General features: G+C 64.4%; 14 protein-coding genes. 10 read left to right on the top strand and 4 right to left on the bottom strand.

The window, feature by feature from the left end; all coding sequences use genetic code 11:
- The first annotated feature begins 25 nt into the window (after positions 1 to 25).
- Entirely contained in the window at positions 26 to 817 is a 792-nt protein-coding gene (gene eutC, locus ONR75_RS22905) for an ethanolamine ammonia-lyase subunit EutC (RefSeq protein ID WP_265079263.1), read from the top strand.
- A gap of 217 nt (positions 818 to 1,034) precedes the next feature.
- On the top strand, positions 1,035 to 3,404 hold the full coding sequence (locus ONR75_RS22900; protein WP_265079262.1) for an efflux RND transporter permease subunit: 2,370 nt from the start codon (positions 1,035 to 1,037) through the stop codon (positions 3,402 to 3,404).
- Between the two features lie 156 nt (positions 3,405 to 3,560).
- Here the strand turns inward: ONR75_RS22900 and ONR75_RS22895 are convergent, their stop codons facing one another.
- Complete coding sequence (locus ONR75_RS22895) at positions 3,561 to 4,058, bottom strand: hypothetical protein (protein ID WP_265079261.1); 498 nt, start codon at positions 4,056 to 4,058, stop codon at positions 3,561 to 3,563.
- Between the two features lie 388 nt (positions 4,059 to 4,446).
- Here ONR75_RS22895 and ONR75_RS22890 point away from each other — a divergent pair, with 388 nt between their 5' ends.
- The 6 genes from ONR75_RS22890 (at position 4,447) to ONR75_RS22865 (ending at position 10,591) form a co-directional block, all read left to right on the top strand.
- Positions 4,447 to 4,686: a hypothetical protein gene (locus tag ONR75_RS22890; protein ID WP_265079260.1), complete on the top strand. Its 240-nt coding sequence runs from the start codon at positions 4,447 to 4,449 to the stop codon at positions 4,684 to 4,686.
- A gap of 186 nt (positions 4,687 to 4,872) precedes the next feature.
- Positions 4,873 to 5,751 (top strand): squalene synthase HpnC, encoded by an 879-nt coding sequence (gene hpnC / locus ONR75_RS22885; protein WP_265079259.1) that lies wholly within the window; start codon positions 4,873 to 4,875, stop codon positions 5,749 to 5,751.
- A complete protein-coding gene (hpnD, locus tag ONR75_RS22880; protein WP_265079258.1) occupies positions 5,748 to 6,587 on the top strand; it encodes a presqualene diphosphate synthase HpnD in 840 nt (279 codons plus the stop codon). Before hpnC ends, hpnD begins: the two co-directional genes overlap by 4 nt.
- Entirely contained in the window at positions 6,587 to 7,849 is a 1,263-nt protein-coding gene (gene hpnE, locus ONR75_RS22875; protein ID WP_265079257.1) for a hydroxysqualene dehydroxylase HpnE, read from the top strand. Before hpnD ends, hpnE begins: the two co-directional genes overlap by 1 nt.
- Before the next feature lie 61 nt (positions 7,850 to 7,910).
- Positions 7,911 to 9,863 (top strand): squalene--hopene cyclase, encoded by a 1,953-nt coding sequence (gene shc / locus ONR75_RS22870; protein WP_413776379.1) that lies wholly within the window; start codon positions 7,911 to 7,913, stop codon positions 9,861 to 9,863.
- A 32-nt stretch (positions 9,864 to 9,895) separates the two neighbouring features.
- Positions 9,896 to 10,591 (top strand): phosphorylase, encoded by a 696-nt coding sequence (locus tag ONR75_RS22865; protein ID WP_265079255.1) that lies wholly within the window; start codon positions 9,896 to 9,898, stop codon positions 10,589 to 10,591.
- A gap of 76 nt (positions 10,592 to 10,667) precedes the next feature.
- Here ONR75_RS22865 and ONR75_RS22860 read toward each other — a convergent pair whose 3' ends face one another.
- Positions 10,668 to 11,216 (bottom strand): cupin domain-containing protein, encoded by a 549-nt coding sequence (locus ONR75_RS22860; RefSeq protein WP_265079254.1) that lies wholly within the window; start codon positions 11,214 to 11,216, stop codon positions 10,668 to 10,670.
- Between the two features lie 144 nt (positions 11,217 to 11,360).
- Between ONR75_RS22860 and ONR75_RS22855 the strand changes: the two genes are divergently transcribed.
- Positions 11,361 to 12,692, top strand: a complete 1,332-nt coding sequence (locus tag ONR75_RS22855; protein WP_265079253.1) for an aspartate aminotransferase family protein — start codon at positions 11,361 to 11,363, stop codon at positions 12,690 to 12,692.
- Between the two features lie 146 nt (positions 12,693 to 12,838).
- Here the strand turns inward: ONR75_RS22855 and hpnH are convergent, their stop codons facing one another.
- Both hpnH and ispH read right to left on the bottom strand, forming a co-directional pair.
- On the bottom strand, positions 12,839 to 13,999 hold the full coding sequence (gene hpnH, locus ONR75_RS22850; RefSeq protein ID WP_265079252.1) for an adenosyl-hopene transferase HpnH: 1,161 nt from the start codon (positions 13,997 to 13,999) through the stop codon (positions 12,839 to 12,841).
- 28 nt (positions 14,000 to 14,027) lie between these two features.
- The gene (gene ispH / locus ONR75_RS22845) at positions 14,028 to 14,957 is read right to left on the bottom strand and encodes a 4-hydroxy-3-methylbut-2-enyl diphosphate reductase (RefSeq protein WP_413776534.1); all 930 of its coding nucleotides are present in this window, start codon (positions 14,955 to 14,957) and stop codon (positions 14,028 to 14,030) included.
- A 387-nt stretch (positions 14,958 to 15,344) separates the two neighbouring features.
- Here ispH and ONR75_RS22840 point away from each other — a divergent pair, with 387 nt between their 5' ends.
- Positions 15,345 to 17,933, top strand: coding sequence for an MMPL family transporter (locus ONR75_RS22840; RefSeq protein WP_265079250.1), 2,589 nt, complete (start codon positions 15,345 to 15,347; stop codon positions 17,931 to 17,933).
- The last annotated feature ends 33 nt before the right edge of the window (positions 17,934 to 17,966 follow it).

Genomic DNA, 17,966 nt, shown 5'->3' with positions numbered 1-17,966 from the left:
CGCCGGCTTCACTGGGCGGGACGAAATGACTTTGCCATCGCGCCCGCCGCGGACGCTGGACGATCTCAAGGCGCTGACCCCGGCGCGGGTGGCGCTGGGCCGCGTTGGCGGCGGCCTTCCGACCCGTGCACTGCTGGATTTCACCCTCGATCACGCCCGCGCCCGCGACGCGGTGCATGCGCCGTTCGATGCGGAACGGCTCGCCTCCGATCTGGCCGGCCTCGGCCTCACACCGATCCTGGTGACCAGCCAGGTCGCCGACCGCGGCGATTATCTGAAACGCCCCGATCTCGGCCGGTTGCTCGATGCTGCCTCGGAGACGCGTTTGGCGGAGCGCCAGCAACCGCCCTGCGACATGGTGCTGGTGATCGGCGACGGGCTGTCGCCGGCCGCCGTCAACGCCCATGCCGCAGGCCTGGTGCGCGGGTTGCTGCCGCGGCTGGCGGAGGCGGGGATCGGCCTTGGGCCGGCGGTGGTGGCAGGCGGTGCCCGCGTTGCGCTTGGCGATCGCATCGGCGCCTTGCTGAATGTGCGAATGGTGGTGGTGCTGATCGGCGAGCGGCCCGGTCTGTCGGCGCCGCACAGTCTCGGCGCCTACCTGACCTTTGCGCCCAAGCCCGGCCTGACCGATGCCGAACGCAATTGCGTCTCCAACATCCATGCCGCCGGGCTGAGCTACGACGAGGCCGCCTTCAAGATCGCCTGGCTGGCGCGCGCGGGCCTCGCCCGCGGCGTCACCGGCGTGGCGCTGAAGGACGACAGCGGACGACCGTCGCAGATTGCCGGTCCTGGCCCGGTTGCGAGCTCAAGGGCCTGAACGAAAACATCGCGGGTGTTCGCGCCATTGTGACCGGGAACGCAATCGCCGCGCTGCCGCCGCCTTGCGAGTCGTCATGCGGACCTGCTAAACCTCGCAACGCCAAATTTACTGCATGTTTTCAAGGGCCAATGCTGGTCGCTGCGGCGCTCTCAGCCTCATTCCTGCCCGGGACGCTAGCTAGGCAAACGACGCCGACGACAGGACTGGACGCACCATGCACGACAAGAATTCCCGCGACGCCGATCTCTCTCCATCGGGTCGCCGGTCGCTGAGCATCGCCTTCGGGCTGGAGCGCATCGGCCTGATTGCGGTCAAGGCGCCGGTGCTGTCCTGCATTATCCTGCTGGCGCTGGTGGTCGGCGCCATCTTCGGCATCCAGCGCATCAAGATCGACGATTCGCTGAGCCAGCTGTTCCGCTCCGACAGCAAGGAATATCGGCAGTACGAGGAAGTGACGAAGCGCTTTCCGTCCAGCGAGTTCGACGTGCTGGTGGTGGTCGAGGGCAAGACCCTGCTGGAACGGCAGAACCTCGAGAAGGTGCGCGACCTCGTCACCGATCTGCAGCTGGTCGACGGCGTGCGCGGGCTGATCTCGCTGTTCTCGGCGCGCCAGGCGCCGGCGCCCGGCAAGCTGCCGGCGGCGCTGTTCCCGTCGGAATTGCCGGAAGGGGCCGCCTACGACAAATTCATCGAGACGGTGAAGAACAACGAGATCATCCGCGGCAAATTGCTGTCCGATGACGGCACGCTGGCCCTTGTGGTGCTGTCGCTCGATCCGGCGGTGGTCAGCAACAACAAGCTGAGCAAGGCCGTCGGCGAGATCCGCAAGATCATGAACGACGATCTGGCCGACAGTGGGCTGACCAAGCAGCTCTCCGGCGTGCCGGTGATGCAGCTCGAGATCCGCAACGCGGTCGAGCGCGACGGCCTGATCTACAACGTCGCCGGCATTCTCGCCGGCTGCCTGATCGCCATCATCTTCTTCCGCAAGGTGTCGTTCATGATCGTGGCGGCATTCCCGCCGCTCCTGGCGATCCTGCTGGCGCTGGGCGCGCTGGGCTGGGCCGGCTTCAGCCTCAACATGTTCCTCAACGTGATGACGCCGCTGATCATGGTGATCAGCTTCGCGGATTCCATGCAGCTGACCTTCGCGGCGCGCGACCGGCTGATTGCGGGCGAGGACAAGTATTCGGCGTTCAAGAACGCGGTCCTGGTGGTCGGCCCGGCCTGCGTGCTGACCCACGCCACCGCCGGCATTTCCTTTCTCGCCTTGCAGTTCTCCGATTCGGATCTGATCCGCGCCTTCGGCGAGGCGGGTCTCGCCGCCACCGTCATTGCGCTGCTGGCGGTGCTGTCGCTGGTGCCGGTGTTCGGCGTGCTGCTGGTACGCAACGAAAAGGTGTTTGCCGCCAAGTTCCAGACCGCCGACGCCGGCGTCAACGCGCTACGCTCCTTCTGTTACTGGATCGCGGTGCGTATGGTCGGCCGTCCGGGCCTGTTCAGCCTGATCTCGGTCGTTCTCGTCGGCGGCCTGGCTGTCATCTATGCCAATCTGGAACCGCGTTATCGCCTCGCTGACCAGGTGCCGGACAAGGAGCAGGCGGTGGCCGCCTCCGGTCGTCTCGATGCCAAGCTGACGGGCGCCAATCCGATCGACGTGTTGATCGAGTTCCCCAAGGGCGAGACGCTGTATTCGCCGCAGACCCTGCAGACCATCGCCGACGTGCATTCGATGGTGGAGAAGTCGGCTGGCGTCGGCAATGTCTGGTCGCTGGAAACGCTGCGCCGCTGGCTGGCTGAAAAGGCGGGCAGTAACGACGTGGCGACGCTGAAGGAATATGTCAGCCTGCTCCCCGAACATCTGGTGCGGCGCTTCATCTCCGCCGATCAGATGGCGGTGGTGGTGTCCGGCCGGGTACCGGACCTCGATTCAAGCGCGATCCTGCCGGTGGTCGACAAGCTCGACAGCCAGTTGAACGACATCCGCAAGAAGCATCCCGGCTACGAAATCGCGGTGACCGGCCTGTCGGCGATCGCGGCGCGCAATTCCGCTGGCATGATCGAGAAGCTCAACCACGGCCTGACCATCGAATTCGGGCTGGTGGCGATCTTCATCGGATTGGCGTTCCGCTCCTGGGTGGTCATGTTCGCCTGCATCCTGCCCGGCATCTTCCCGGTGGTGCTGTCGGGCACGGTGCTGTGGCTGCTCGGGGAGGGGCTGCAATTTGCCAGCGTGGTGGCCCTCACGGTGTCGTTCGGCCTCGGCCTCAGCGCCACCATCCACTTCCTCAACCGCCTGCGGTTGGAAGATACGCCCGGCACCGATCCCGCGATCGCGGTGGAGCGGGCCACCGTGCTGGTCGGGCCGGCGCTGATCCTGACCACGGTGGTGCTGGCCTGCGGCCTCGTCGTCACGGTGTTTTCGGATCTGCCGTCACTGCGGCTGTTCGGCTGGCTCTCGGCCTTCGCCATGGTCGCGGCCCTGTTCGCCGACCTTTTCATCCTGCGTCCGACCGCAATGTGGCTGATCAACCTGCAGCAGAAGATTTCCGGGACGTCCGTGCTGGCCAAGCCGGCGGAGTAGGGACTGGGGCACCACGCACGCGACTGTCATCCCCCGCGAAAGCGGCGGACCCGGTATACGCAGGCGCTTGTGATAAATCGCAACTGCCGGTGCTGCCGGGTCGCCGGGTCCTGGCGCGCAGTTGCGCGCAGGCCGGGCGACGGCAGGGAATGTACCTCAGCCCTTGACCATGCTGATCTGTACGCCGCGGATCTCGCCCTTCGAACTGATCGACACCGACTGCCGGTTGCCGCGGGTCGTCAGGGTGATGGTGGCTGCGAAACCGGCCGCTTCGACGAACACGTCAATCTGGCCGCCGCCAGCGCGGCCATTGAGGTTGCCGTAGACATTGCGGCTGGCCTCGCTCCAGCTTCCGGTCACCTGGTTGCCCTGGCTGGTGACGTCGCTCGAGAGGTCGAACTTGTAGCTGTCGCTGGCGCAGCGCAGGGTCTGCTTCAGCGCGTTACCGCCGTCGACCTTGTAGGTTGCCCGGCAGCGAATCCGCTCGGTGGTACCATCCGATAGCGAGACCGTGCCGTTGCCGCTCCACGAGCCGTCGAAGCCGGCAAACGGACCCGATTGCGCATGGCCGGCGGATACCGAGAACAGCAACGCGGCGCCGATGCTCGCCGCCTTGATCGCGCGCGCGGTGAAACTTTCAGCAAAGCTCTGCATATCGACTTTCCCCATCAAGATGACGATGCCGCGTCGAGATATACGTCGCGTCCTATCGAAGTTTAAGTGTCGCTGCGGTGCTTTTGGTTCAAGCGATGGTGTGCTCCGCGATGCGATGTTATTCCGCAGGAGGTGAAGCATTTATGTTGCCGGGTGGCTTGCGACCAAAAGTTCCCGCAGAGCCGAATGCCTGGATTGCGGGCGAGGCCACCTCCTCGGCGTAGCGTGGACACAAATTCGGCCTATCGCAATGTTTCCTGTGGCACGGCTGCATCGTTCGCCGCTAAACAGCGCGAGGGCCTGACGTTCAGGCCTTGCCAACGGTGCGAACCACGCTGGATATGCTATGCAGAATCCGGGCTGAATCCCCCTATATTGAAGGAAGACAATGCGTAAAATTTTCTTGGTACTGGCGGTGGTTTCTGTTTCTGCCTCGACGGGCGCATTGGCCCAGCAGCAACAGCGAAGCGGCACCGAGCAGGAACAAAAGGCCTGTACCCGCGACGTCCAGCGCTTTTGCCGCCCCCTGATGGATCAGGGTGACCTTGTCATTCTGTCCTGCCTCAAGGAAAACCGCCCCAAGCTGACCAAGGCCTGCAACGAGGTGTTGGTAAGCCACGGCCAGTAAGGCCTGGGCCGCGCGGAGGGCGGGCCAACTGCCCAGTCCGCCGCGGAAAGTTCCGGTCGGCAGATTGGCGTTGGTCTAGCCGGCGGATTTCCCCTATATGGGGGCGCGACCCGATCCGTCCATGGCCCTTTTCGGGCCCGGGCGGTACGCGGGTGACCATGTTCCAACCAACGTAGCCAGTTCCTGATGACCCCTGCGAGCGACCTGCGATCTGGGAAGACCCATCGCGACGAGAATTTCCCGGTGGCGTCGTGGATCATTCATCCGCGCCACCGTGCCCTGATTCTCGCCTTCTACAATTTCGTCCGTACCGCCGACGACATCGCCGATCACGCCGAGCTTGGCGATGCGGCCAAGCTGGCGTTGCTCGACGAGCTCGAGGCGGGGCTGCTCGGGCAGGGCGATGCCCAGCCCGAGGCGCTGGCGCTACGTTCGGCACTCGCGGAGCGGGCGATGCCGCCGCGCCACGCCTGTGACGTGCTGACGGCATTCCGCATGGACGTCACCAAGCGGCGCTACGCCAATTGGGATGAGCTGATTCATTATTGCTCGTTTTCCGCCATGCCGGTCGGCCGCTTCATGCTGGATGTGCACGGCGAGAGCACGGCCACCTGGCCGGCCTCTGACGCGCTGTGCGCGGCCTTGCAGATCAACAACCATCTGCAGGATTGCGCCGCCGACTATCGCGACCTCGATCGCGTCTACATTCCCGCCGAGACCTTTGCGCGCCACGGCGCCGGCATCGCGGATCTCGCCCAACCGAAGTCTTCGCCAGCGCTGCTGGCCGGTATCCGCGAACTGGCGGCCAAGACCGAGACCCTGATGGTGCAGAGCCAGACCCTGGCTGGGCACGTGACGGACATCCGGCTCGGCTGCGAGATCGCGGTGATCGAAACCTTCGCCTGGCAGATCCTGAACCTGTTGAAGGTGCGCGATCCGCTCAGCGACAATGTCCACCTGTCGAAGCCGGCGATGGCCGGTTTCGCCCTGAGCGGCATCGCCGGCTTCCTGTGGCGCCGCGCCACCGGCAGCGCGCCGTTGTCCCGATCGACGCCCCGCGCATGAACCAGCAGATGACGTCCGAAGTCGAACAGCCTCAGGGCATTGCGGCAGGCAGCTCGTTTTACGCGGCGATGCGGATCCTGCCGCGCGCCCAGCGCGAGGCCATGTTCCAGATCTACAGCTTCTGCCGTCAGGTCGACGATATCGCCGACTCCGATGGCCCGCGCGACGTCAGGCTTGCCGACATGGCGCAGTGGCGGCGCGATATCGATGCGCTCTATGACGGCCATCCGCCAGCCCGCGTGCGCGACTATGTCGGCCCGATCAAGCAGTTCGGCATGCGCAAGGAAGATTTCATCGCCGTCATCGACGGCATGGAAATGGATATTCCCGCCGACATCCGCGCGCCCGACGAGGCGACGCTGGATCTGTATTGCGACCGTGTCGCCAGCGCCGTCGGCCGGCTGTCGGTCAAGGTGTTCGGCCTGCCGGACGAGGACGGCATTCTGCTGGCGCATCACCTCGGCCGCGCGCTGCAATTGACGAACATTCTGCGCGACATCGACGAGGATGCCGGCATCGGGCGCCTGTATCTGCCGCGCGAGATGCTGTTTCACGCCGGCATCACGTCGAGCGATCCCCAGGTGGTGATCGCCAGCCCGGCGCTGCCGAAGGTCTGCGCGCCGCTGGTGCTGCGGGCACGGATGCATTTCAAGAAGGCCGACGAGATCATGAGCCGCAACAAGCGGCGTTTGGTGCGGGCGCCGCGCATCATGTCGAAATACTATCGCAAGATTCTCGAACTGCTGGTCAAGCGCGGCTTTGCGCTGCCGCGCGATCCGGTGCGCCTCGGCAAGGCGTCCAAGATTGCCATCCTGCTGCAATACGCGATCATCTGATGCCCAAAACAGTTCACATCATCGGTGCTGGAATTTCCGGCCTTTCCGCGGCGGTTCGCCTCGTCAATGCCGGCTGGCAGGTCGAGGTGCACGAGGCCACCCAGCAGGCCGGCGGTCGCTGCCGCTCCTATTTCGACGCAGCGACGCAGCTGACCATCGACAACGGCAACCACCTGCTGCTGTCGGGCAACAGCCACGCCGTCGCCTATGCCAGGTCGATCGGCACCGAGGCAGGCCTTGTCGGGCCGGCAACCGCGCAGTTTCCGTTCATCGACCTGGCGAGCGGAAAACGCTGGCTGCTCGATCTCGGCAACAGCAAAATTCCGACCTGGCTGTTCGACAAGTCCCGCCGTGTCCCGGACACCTCGGTGATGGATTATCTGCGGCTGATGCCGCTGGTCTGGTCGAAGCCGAGCCGGCTGGTCGGCGATGCCATCCCCTGCACGGGCACGCTTTACGACCGGCTGGTCCAGCCACTGCTGCTGGCGGCGCTCAATGTCGATCCGCCGGAAGGCTCGGCGGGGCTGGCCGGCGCCATCGTCCGCGAAACCCTGTTAGCCGGCGGGCGGTCCTGCCGCCCGCTGATTGCCCGCGACGGCCTGTCCGCGGTGCTGGTCGAGCCGGCCATCGAGCTGCTGCGGGCCGGGGGCGCCGGCGTGCATTTCGGCCACGAGCTGCGCGGCTGTGAGATGCAGGGCGACCGGGTCGGCGCGTTGAATTTCGGCGCCGGCGACAGCATTGCGATGGGCATCGACGATGTCGTCGTGATGGCGGCGCCGCCGCGGGCGGCCATGTCCATGCTGCCCGGACTGACCGCTCCGACCAAATTCCGCGCCATCGTCAACGCGCATTTCCGCTTCGATCCGCCACCGGGATTGCCGGACCTGACCGGCGTGGTCGGCGGGCTGGTCGAATGGCTGTTCGCGTTTCCGCAGCGGCTGTCGATCACCATCAGCAACGCCGACCGGCTCATCGACATGCCGCGCGAGGAACTGGCGCGCGCGCTCTGGCACGACATCTGCCGGACCGCCGGCATCGACGTCGCCACCGAGCTGCCGCCGTGGCAGATCGTGCGCGAGCGCCGCGCCACCTTTGAAGCCACGCCGGAGCAGAACGCGCTGCGGCCCGGTCCCGTCACCGCCTTCAAGAACCTGTTTCTCGCCGGTGACTGGACCGATACCGGGTTGCCGGCGACCATCGAGGGATCGGTGCGATCGGGCGATCGCGCCGCCGATCTCGTGCTGGCGATGCGCCGGGCCTGATCCCACAGGCGCGCGACCGGCTCGCGCGGCGACCACGGAGAAGTCGAGCAGGATGGATGTCATGAACGACCACGTCGAAGTTGAACGCGCCACGCTCGATGCGAGCATCGCATCGGCAAAGCACGGCCTGCTGAGTTTCCAGCAGCCCGACGGCCACTGGGTGTTCGAGCTCGAAGCCGATGTCACCATCCCCTCCGAATACGTTCTGCTGCGCCATTATCTCGCCGAGCCGGTCGATCACGAACTGCAGCGCAAGATCGGCAACTACATTCGCCGGACGCAGGGAACCCATGGCGGCTGGGCACTGGTGCAGGACGGTGCGTTCGACATGAGCGCCAGCGTGAAGGCCTATTTTGCGTTGAAGATGATGGGCGTCGATCCCAACGAGCCGTGCATGGCGAAGGCGCGCGAGGCGATCCGGTCGCGCGGCGGCGCCATCCACGTCAACGTGTTCACGCGTTTCATGCTGTCGATGTTCGGCGTGCTGACGTGGAAGAGCGTACCGGTGCTGCCGGTCGAGATCATGCTGCTGCCCTTCTGGTTTCCGTTTCACCTCAACAAGATTTCGTACTGGGCGCGCACCACCATCGTGCCGCTGATGGTGCTCGCCGCCCTGAAGCCGCGGGCGCAGAATCTCGGCGAGATCGATATCCGCGAACTGTTTCTGCAGGATCCCAAGCTGATCGGCCGAACGCCGCGGGCGCCGCATCAGAACCGCGCGCTGTTCGCGTTCTTCAGCGGCATCGACATCGTCCTGCGCGCCACCGAGCCGTATTTTCCCAAGCGGCTGCGGGCGCGTGCGATGGCCAAGGCGGTGGCCTTTGTCGAGGAGCGGCTGAACGGCGAGGACGGTCTTGGCGCGATCTATCCGCCGATGGCCAACACCGTGATGATGTATGAGGTGCTCGGCTTTCCCGCCGACTATCCGCCGCGGGCGGTGACCCGCGCGGGTATCGACAAGCTGCTGGTGATCGGCGAGGAGGAGGCCTACTGCCAGCCCTGCGTGTCGCCGGTGTGGGACACCGCGCTGACCGCGCATGCGCTGCTCGAGACCGGCGGTGACGACGCGGTGGCCGAGGCCAAGCAGGGGCTGGACTGGCTGCGGCCGAAGCAGGTGCTCGACGTCAAGGGCGACTGGGCGGTGAAGCGGCCGGAACTGCGGCCGGGCGGCTGGGCCTTCCAGTACAACAATGCGCATTACCCCGATCTCGACGATACCGCCGTGGTGATGATGGCGATGGATCGCGCGCGCCGGCGCAGCGGCACCAGCGACTATGACGTGGCCATCGACCGCGGCCGCGAATGGATCGAGGGCATGCAGAGCCGCGACGGCGGCTTCGCGGCGTTCGATGTCGACAACCTCGAATATTATCTCAACAACATCCCGTTCTCGGACCACGGCGCGCTGCTCGACCCGCCGACCGAGGACGTCACCGCGCGCTGCGTCTCGATGCTGGCCCAGCTCGGCGAGACCATCGGGTCCAGCAAGCCGATGGCCGACGGTGTCGACTATCTGCGCCGCACCCAGCTGCCGGAAGGATCCTGGTACGGCCGCTGGGGCCTGAATTACATCTATGGCACCTGGTCGGTGCTGTGCGCGCTGAACGCCGCCGGGGTGGACCATCAGGAACCGACGATGCGCAAGGCGGTGGGCTGGCTGCTGTCGATCCAGAACGCCGATGGCGGCTGGGGCGAGGACGCAGTCAGCTACCGGCTCGACTACAAGGGATATGAGCCAGCCCCGAGCACCTCATCGCAAACGGCATGGGCCTTGCTCGCGCTCATGGCTGCTGGTGAGGTCGAACATCCCGCCGTCGCCCGCGGAATGCGTTACCTGATTGACACACAAGGCGAAAAAGGCTGGTGGGACGAGGCGCGTTACACCGCAACAGGGTTTCCGCGGGTGTTTTATCTGCGCTACCATGGCTATGCAAAGTTCTTCCCGCTCTGGGCGCTGGCGCGGTTCCGGAATTTGAAAAGCACCAATAGCAGGGTGGTAGGGGTCGGAATGTGATTTTGGCGGCTGTGGATGCGTCGGCGGGCAATATGATGGACCCGCGGCCGGTGTTGATCGTGACTGGTCTGGTTCAGGAAGCCCGGATTGCCACCGGGCCCGGTATGACCGTCATCTGCAGCAGCAGCGACCCCATGCAGCTGCGCGCGCTGCTGGCGGAATTCGATCACAGCTCCATTCGCGGCGTCATCAGCTTCGGCGTCGCCGGTGGCCTCGATCCCGAGTTGAAATCAGGCGCCGTGGTCATTGCCACGGAAGTGATGGGCGGCGACCGCCGCTGGACGGCCGCCGAATCGCTCAGCGACGAACTGATCGCCGGTGCCGGCCTCGGACGCCAGACCGTGTTCCGCGGTGGCCTGGTCGGGGTCGAGAAAGTGGTGACGGGGCAGGCCGGCAAGGCCGCGTTGCGCTCGGAAACCGGCGCCGTCGCCGTCGACATGGAAAGCCACATCGCTGCCGATTTCGCCCATGCGGCGGGTCTGCCGTTTGCCGCCCTGCGGGTGGTCAGCGATCCCGCGCACCGTGCGCTGCCGGAACTGGCGACCACCGCGATCAAGCCGAATGGCGATGTCGACCTGCGCAAGGTGATGCGCGGCATCGCCCGCAATCCCATGGTGATCCGCGCGCTGGTGTCCACCGGCCGCGATTTCAACCGCGCCCTGCGCAGCCTGCGCGGCTGCCGCAGCTTCATGCTCGGCAGCAGCAGCCTCTCGGCCGCCGAGGTCTAGACGTTCCCGGATCGCGCCACCCCGCGGCCCTCTGGCGAGGACCGCGCTCCCCAAGATGAGAAGCGCTTGCCGGTCTTCAAAATGACGGCGGCGTGCACGCGCTGATGATTTCGCAAGGCGCGTCCCCGACGCAGCGGAATCGATGCGGGCGGCGGCTTTCGAAATAATAGGCATCGCCCGGGTTGAGAACGCGGCGCTCGTCGTCCACGGTCACTTCGAGCCGCCCACTCACCACGATGCCGCCTTCCTCACCCTCATGCACCAGCGGCACGCGGCCGGTGTCGCTGCCCGGCTCGTAGCGCTCTTTCAGGATCTGCAGGCTGCGACCGAAAAGATTGTCGCCGATCTGGCGGTAGGAAATCGGCTTCTTGCCGATCTCGGTCAGCTCATCGGACCGATAGAAGGCTTTTTGCCGCGTCTCCGGTTGCATGGCGAAGAATTCGGCCAGCCCCATCGGGATGCCGTCGAGAATGCGCTTGAGCGCGCCAACCGACGGATTCATCTGGTTGGACTCGATCAGCGAAATCGTCGAATTGGTCACGCCCGCGCGTTTGGCCAGTTCGCGCTGCGACAGCTTGTGATGCCCGCGAACAAACCGCAGCCGTTCGCCCAGATCGATGGTCATCCCGAATGCCTGTTGGAAGTGTTTCGGATCCGGCAAATATGCGCCGTCGTATACAGATAAATCAATGGCTTACCTGGACCAAGAAAAGGACTTGTTGTGCCTTGGGCGAACGTGATCTCGTGCAGACAGCCAGAGGAGCGCCCCGTGACCATTCATCAAATTCCGAACAGCCTGCAACTCGAATCGTTCTGGATGCCGTTTACCGCCAACCGGCAGTTCAAGTCGGCGCCGCGCATGTTCGCCTCCGCGCAGGGCATGCACTACATGACCGAAGACGGCCGCAAGGTGATCGACGGATCGGCGGGCCTGTGGTGCACCAACGCGGGCCACGGCCGCCGCGAGATCGCCACCGCCGTCGAGCGTCAGCTCACCACCCTCGACTTCGCGCCCGCGTTCCAGATGGGCCATCCGCTGGCTTTCGAGTTCGCCAACCGGTTGGCCGAGATTGCACCCGAAGGCCTCGACCGCATCTTCTTCACCAATTCCGGTTCGGAATCGATGGACACGGCGCTGAAGATCGCGCTGGCCTATCACCGGGCCAATGGCCAGGCCACGCGCACGCGCTTGATCGGCCGCGAGCGCGGCTATCACGGCGTCGGCTTCGGCGGCACGTCGGTGGGCGGCATGGTCAACAACCGCCGCGCCTTCTCATCCGCCCAGCTGCCGGGCGTCGATCACATCCGACATACCCATGACCTCGCGCGCAATGCGTTCGCGAAGGACCTGCCGGAGCATGGCGTCGAACTCGCCGACGACGTCGAACGGCTGGTCGCGCTGCATGGCGCCGAGACCATCGCAGCCGTCATCGTCGAACCGGTGCCGGGTTCGACCGGCGTGCTGCCGCCGCCGCAGGGCTATCTGAAGCGGCTGCGCGAATTGTGCACCAAGCACGGCATCCTGCTGATCTTCGACGAGGTCATCACCGGTTTCGGCCGGCTCGGCACACCGTTCGCGTCAAATTTCTTCGGCGTCACGCCGGACCTGATGACCACCGCCAAGGGCATCACCAACGGCACCGTGCCGTGCGGCGCGGTCTTCGCCAGCCGCAAGATCTACGACGGGCTGATGCACGGACCGGAAGGCCAGATCGAGCTGTTCCACGGCTACACCTATTCGGCGCACCCGGTGGCCTGCGCGGCCGGCATCGCGACGCTGGACATCTATAAGGCAGAGGGGTTGCTGACGCGTGGCGCCTCGATGGCCGAGTACTGGCGCGATGCCCTGCACCAGCTGCGGGATCTGCCCAACGTCATCGACATCCGCAATTGCGGCCTGATGGGCGCCGTCGAACTCGCCCCGCGCAAGGACGCCCCGGCCGCGCGCGGCTATGAAGTGATGGTCGACTGCTTCAACCACGGCCTGTATCTGCGCCAGAGCGGCGACGCGTTCGCCATGTCGCCGGCGTTGATCGTCGAGAAGAGCCACATCGACGATATCGTCTCGATCCTGGGCGATGCCATCAAGCGCGTCGCCTAAGTCTGATACCGCAGACTGCGACGCTGCTGTTTTCCCTGTCCCGCAAGCGGGGAGGGGACGCACCGCCGGTCCCAGGTTTCTAAAAGTGCGAAACAAAGGGGCGCGATTTGCATCGCGCCCTTTTTTCGATTTCGTAGTTCGTTGCCTTACGCCGCGGTGGTGGCCTTCTGCTGCGCCTTTTGCGCGGCGGCTTCCGCCTCGTCCTTGCGGATGTCGGAAAGCCGCTTCTGGACTTCGGCGGAGAAGATGTACTGCGCCGGGCGCTGGTGATCGAGGTTGATCTCCGGCGCCATCGGGCCTGACGTCTTGACGCCGCGCAACGCGACCCACAAAGCCTTGAGCGGGTTGGTGATGGCGTTGTCCGCAGCGGTCGGCTCGTAACCGCAATGGGCCATGCAGTCGGCGCACTTTTCGTACTTGCCGGTGCCGTAGGTGTCCCAGTCGGTGGTGTCCATCAACTCCTTGAAGGTCTTGGTGTAGCCTTCGCCGAGGAGATAGCACGGCTTCTGCCAGCCGAAGATGTTGCGCGCGGGCATGCCCCACGGCTTGCATTCGTATTCCTGGTTGCCGGCGAGGAAGTCCAGGAACAGGCCGGAATGCATGATGTTCCACTTCTTGCCCTTGCCCAGCGCAAAGACGTCGCGGAACAGCTTCTTGGTCTTGGTGCGGTTGAGGAAGTGCTCCTGGTCCGGCGCGCGCTCATAGGCGTAGCCGGGCGACATGGAGACGCCGACACCGAGCTCCACAGTGTAGTCCAGGAACTTGGCGATATCCTCGGCCGAGTGACCGTCGAAGATCGTGGCATTGACGTTGACGGCAAAGCCCTTGGCCTTGGCGGCCTTGATGGCGGAGACGGCGCGGTCGAACACGCCCTTCTGCGACACGGCCTTGTCGTGATGGTCCTTGAGACCGTCGAGATGCACCGAGAAGAACAGGTAGGGCGACGGCGTGAACAGGTCGAGCTTCTTTTCCAGCAGCAGCGCGTTGGTGCACAGCGAGACGAACTTCTTGCGCTCCACCAGGCCGCGCACGATCTCGCCGATCTCCTTGTGGATCAGCGGCTCGCCGCCGGGGATTGCGACCATGGGCGCACCGCACTCGTCGGCGGCATCCCAGCACTCCTGCGCCGACATGCGGCGGTTGAGGATGGCGTCGGGATAATCGATCTTGCCGCAGCCGACGCAGGCCAGGTTGCAACGAAACAACGGCTCGAGCATGAGAACCAGCGGATAGCGTTTCCGGCCGAGCAGTTTCTGCTTCACCAGATAGCTGCCGATTTTGATCTCTTTGAAGAACGGAATTGCCATTACAGTTTTCTTTCTCGGCGTCGTGGATTCAATCAACCGCGGTCAGTTCGGCAGGCAGCCGGAATTCAATATTCTCTTCGCGTCCCGGCAACACCGACACGGCCACCGGCCCGATGCGCCTTAAAACCTCAATAACATCATCTACAAGCACTTCTGGCGCCGAAGCGCCAGCCGTGATGCCCACTGTGCGGGCGTCTTTCAACCAGTTCGGGTTGAGCTCGCTGCCGTCGGCGATCAGATAGCTCGGCACGCCGACTTCGGTTCCGATCTCCCTCAGCCTGTTGGAATTGGAGCTGTTGGTGGCGCCAACCACCAGGATCACGTCAACGAGCTTGCTGAGGTCTCTTACCGCAGATTGGCGGTTTTGTGTCGCATAGCAGATATCTCGGATGTCCGGGCCCTGAATGTCGGTAAACTTCTGTTCAAGCGCGACAATAATGTCCCGGGTGTCGTCGACGCTGAGGGTGGTCTGGGTGATATAGGCGATCGGTAAATCTACCGGAAGTTGCAGGGATGCCACGTCCTCAACGCTTTGTACCAGATGTATCGGTCCGGGAACCTGACCCATGGTACCGACCACTTCGGGGTGCCCGTCATGGCCGATCAGCACCAGCGTCCGGCCCTTCGACACGTAGCGCTTGCCCTGATTATGGACCTTGGTGACCAGCGGGCAGGTTGCATTCAAGACAGGCAGGCCGCGGCTTTCAGCCTCTTCCTCGACGCTCCTGGCCACGCCGTGGGCGCTGAACACCGTCACCGCCTGCGGCGGTACCTCGGACAGGTCCTCGACAAAAATCGCGCCCTTGGCCTTGAGGCTTTCGACCACGTGCTTGTTATGGACGATTTCGTGGCGGACATAGACCGGTGGGCCGTATTTCTCCAGCGCCCGTTCGACGATATCGATGGCGCGCACCACGCCGGCACAAAAGCCGCGGGGCTGCGCGAGAAGCACTTGCAGAGGATTCTTACTCAGCACAATTCACCACGTTCATGACTGATTCCGTTCAATTCCGGTCAGGCCGCTCGTCGATTGTTGCGTTACGGCCGAGGGCCGGTCTGTGTGACAAAAATCCCGCACCATGCAATCAAGATGTGGCAACGTGGGTTCCCCGGCGATGGCGGGTGGTAAAATTACTGCATTCTGCAAAATGGGCAAATCTGTCCGAGAACTAATCTGTTCGTCACTTTGCAGCCTTGACGTCCAACTATATCAGCCCTTAGGGCATGTTTTATGCCATTTTCCCGGTCGATTGAATAAAGTGTGTTCAACCGCAAAGAATGAGCCGTGCGCCTCGCAAGGTTATCCGCCTTCCTTGCAAGCCTACCCTGAAAAGAAAGAAAAAGTGTGCTGACAACTTTTGTCGTCTCCATTGTTAGAGCCTGCACTCGCTTTGCGATTCCTACGGTCGTCGTCTCCCTCATCCTGGCGATTGGCGCGGGCTTCTACACGGCCAAACATTTCAGCATCAACACCGACATCAACACGCTGATCTCGCCGGATCTCGACTGGCGCAAACGTGACATCGCCTTCGACAAGGCGTTCGACCAGGAGCGGCTGATTCTGGCCGTGGTGGAGGCGCCGACGCCGGAGTTCGCGAATGCCGCGACAGCCGCGATGGAAAAGAAATTACATAGTAATACCAGCAACTTCGACTCGGTTCGCCGGCTCGGCGCCGGGGATTTCTTCGAGAAGAACGGGCTGTTATTCCTGCCCACGGCCGAGGTCGCGGAAATGACCGGCCAGTTTCAGTCGGCGGCGCCGTTGATCGAAATCCTGGCTGGCGATCCGAGCCTGCGCGGCCTGACCGGCGCATTGGAAACCGGCCTGGTCGGTGTCCGGCGCGGCCAGCTGCCGCTGGACAATACGGCGAAGACATTTTCATCGGTCGCGCAGACCGTCGAAACGGTGCTGAAGGGCACCCCCACGGCCTTCTCGTGGCGCGAGCTGGTGAGCCCGGAGCCGCTGACCGACGCCGACAAGCGCGGTTTCATCGAAATCAAGCCGATCATGGATTTCCAGGCGCTGGAGCCGGGCAAGGCAGCCACCGACGCGATTCGCCAGGCGGCGGTCGATCTCAACATCGCCGGTGAGTATGGCGCGCGGGTCCGGCTGACCGGCCCGGTGCCGATCGCCAACGAGGAGTTCGCGACGGTGCAGGACGGCGCGGTGGTCAACGGCATCGGCACGATCCTGATCGTGCTGCTGATCCTGTGGATGGCCCTGCATTCGGTGAAGATCATCTTCGCGGTGTTCGTCACGCTGATCTCCGGACTGTTGATGACCACGGCCGTCGGCCTGATGATGGTCGGATCGATGAACCTGCTGTCGATCGCCTTCGCGGTGCTGTTCGTCGGCCTCGGTGTCGACTTCGGCATCCAGTTCAGCGTTCGCTATCGCTCGGAACGCTACAAGAGCGGCGACCTGCAGGGCGCCCTGATCAAGGCCGCGGAGTATTGCGCGATCCCGCTGTCGCTGGCTGCGTTGGCCACGGCCGCGGGCTTCCTGTCGTTCCTGCCGACCGACTACAAGGGCGTTTCCGAGCTTGGCAAGATCGCCGGCGCCGGCATGATGATCGCCTTCCTCACCAGCATCACCATCCTTCCGGCGTTGCTCGACCTGCTGAACCCGGCCGGCGAGAAGGAACCGCTGGGCTATGCGTTTCTGGCGCCGGTCGATCATTTCCTCGAGAAGCAGCGCTACTGGATCATCGGCGGCACCCTGCTGGTCGCCATCGCCGGGCTGCCGCTGCTGTACTTCCTGCAGTTCGACTTCAACCCCATCAACCTGCGCAATCCAAAGGTCGAATCGATCGCCACCTTCCTGGACCTGCGCAAGGATCCGAACACCGGTGCCAACGCCGTCAACATCATGGCGCCCAATGAAGCCGGCGCCCGGCAGGTCGAGCAACGCCTGAGCAAGGTGCCGGAAGTCAGCCGCACCATGTCGCTGGACAGCTTCGTGCCCGAGGACCAGCCGGCCAAACTGGCGCTGATCAAGGCGGGCGCCAAGATTCTCGAGCCGGCGCTCAATCCGGATTCGGTCGATGCGCCACCCACGGATGCCGAGAATGTCGCGGCCCTGAAGGAGTCGGCCGACAGCCTGCGCAAGGTGGCCGGTAACCAGACCGGGCCGGGTGCTGTCGCGGCTAAGCGTCTCGCCGACGCCTTGGCCAAGGTGGCCGAAGCCACGCCGGCGCTCCGCGACAAGGTGCAGGCCACATTCGTGGCGCCTCTGCAGATCGCCCTGGCGCAGTTGCGCGGGCTGATGCAGGCCGCACCGGTCAGCCTGGAGACCTTGCCGCCCGACCTCGTCGATGCCTGGAAAACCAAGGACGGTCAGATCCGCGTTCAGGCGCTGCCGGGCGGCGATCCGAACGACAACGACACACTGCGCAAGTTTGCGGGCGCCGTGCTGGCGTCCGAGCCGCTGGCGGTCGGCGGTCCGATCTCGATCCTGAAATCCGGCGACACCATCGTCAAGGCGTTCATCCATGCCGGCATCTGGGCGCTGCTGTCGATCTCGTTGCTGCTGTGGCTGGCGCTGCGCCGCATCACCGACGTGCTGCTGACGCTGGTGCCGCTGCTGGTCGCCGGCGCGGTCACGCTGGAGATCTGCGTGCTGATCGGGTTGCCGCTGAACTTCGCCAACATCATCGCGCTGCCGCTGCTGCTCGGCGTCGGCGTCGCGTTCAAGATCTACTATGTGACGGCATGGCGTGCCGGCCACACCAACCTGCTGCAGTCGGCGCTGACCCGGGCGATCTTCTTCAGTGCGCTGACCACGGCCACGGCCTTCGGCAGCCTGTGGCTGTCGAGCCATCCGGGTACCGCGAGCATGGGCAAGCTGCTCGCGCTGTCGTTCGTGGTGACGCTGGCGGCGGTGCTGTTGTTCCAGCCGGCGCTCATGGGCAAACCCCGCGAACCGGGCGAATAGGCCCGGTCAACGAAGGCTACCTGGCGCCGTGCT

This window comes from Rhodopseudomonas sp. P2A-2r (assembly GCF_026015985.1).
In the GTDB taxonomy this organism is placed as follows: domain Bacteria; phylum Pseudomonadota; class Alphaproteobacteria; order Rhizobiales; family Xanthobacteraceae; genus Tardiphaga.
The sequence above is the reverse complement of the archived record's forward strand: the minus strand, read 5'-3'. Positions and strand labels throughout refer to the sequence as shown.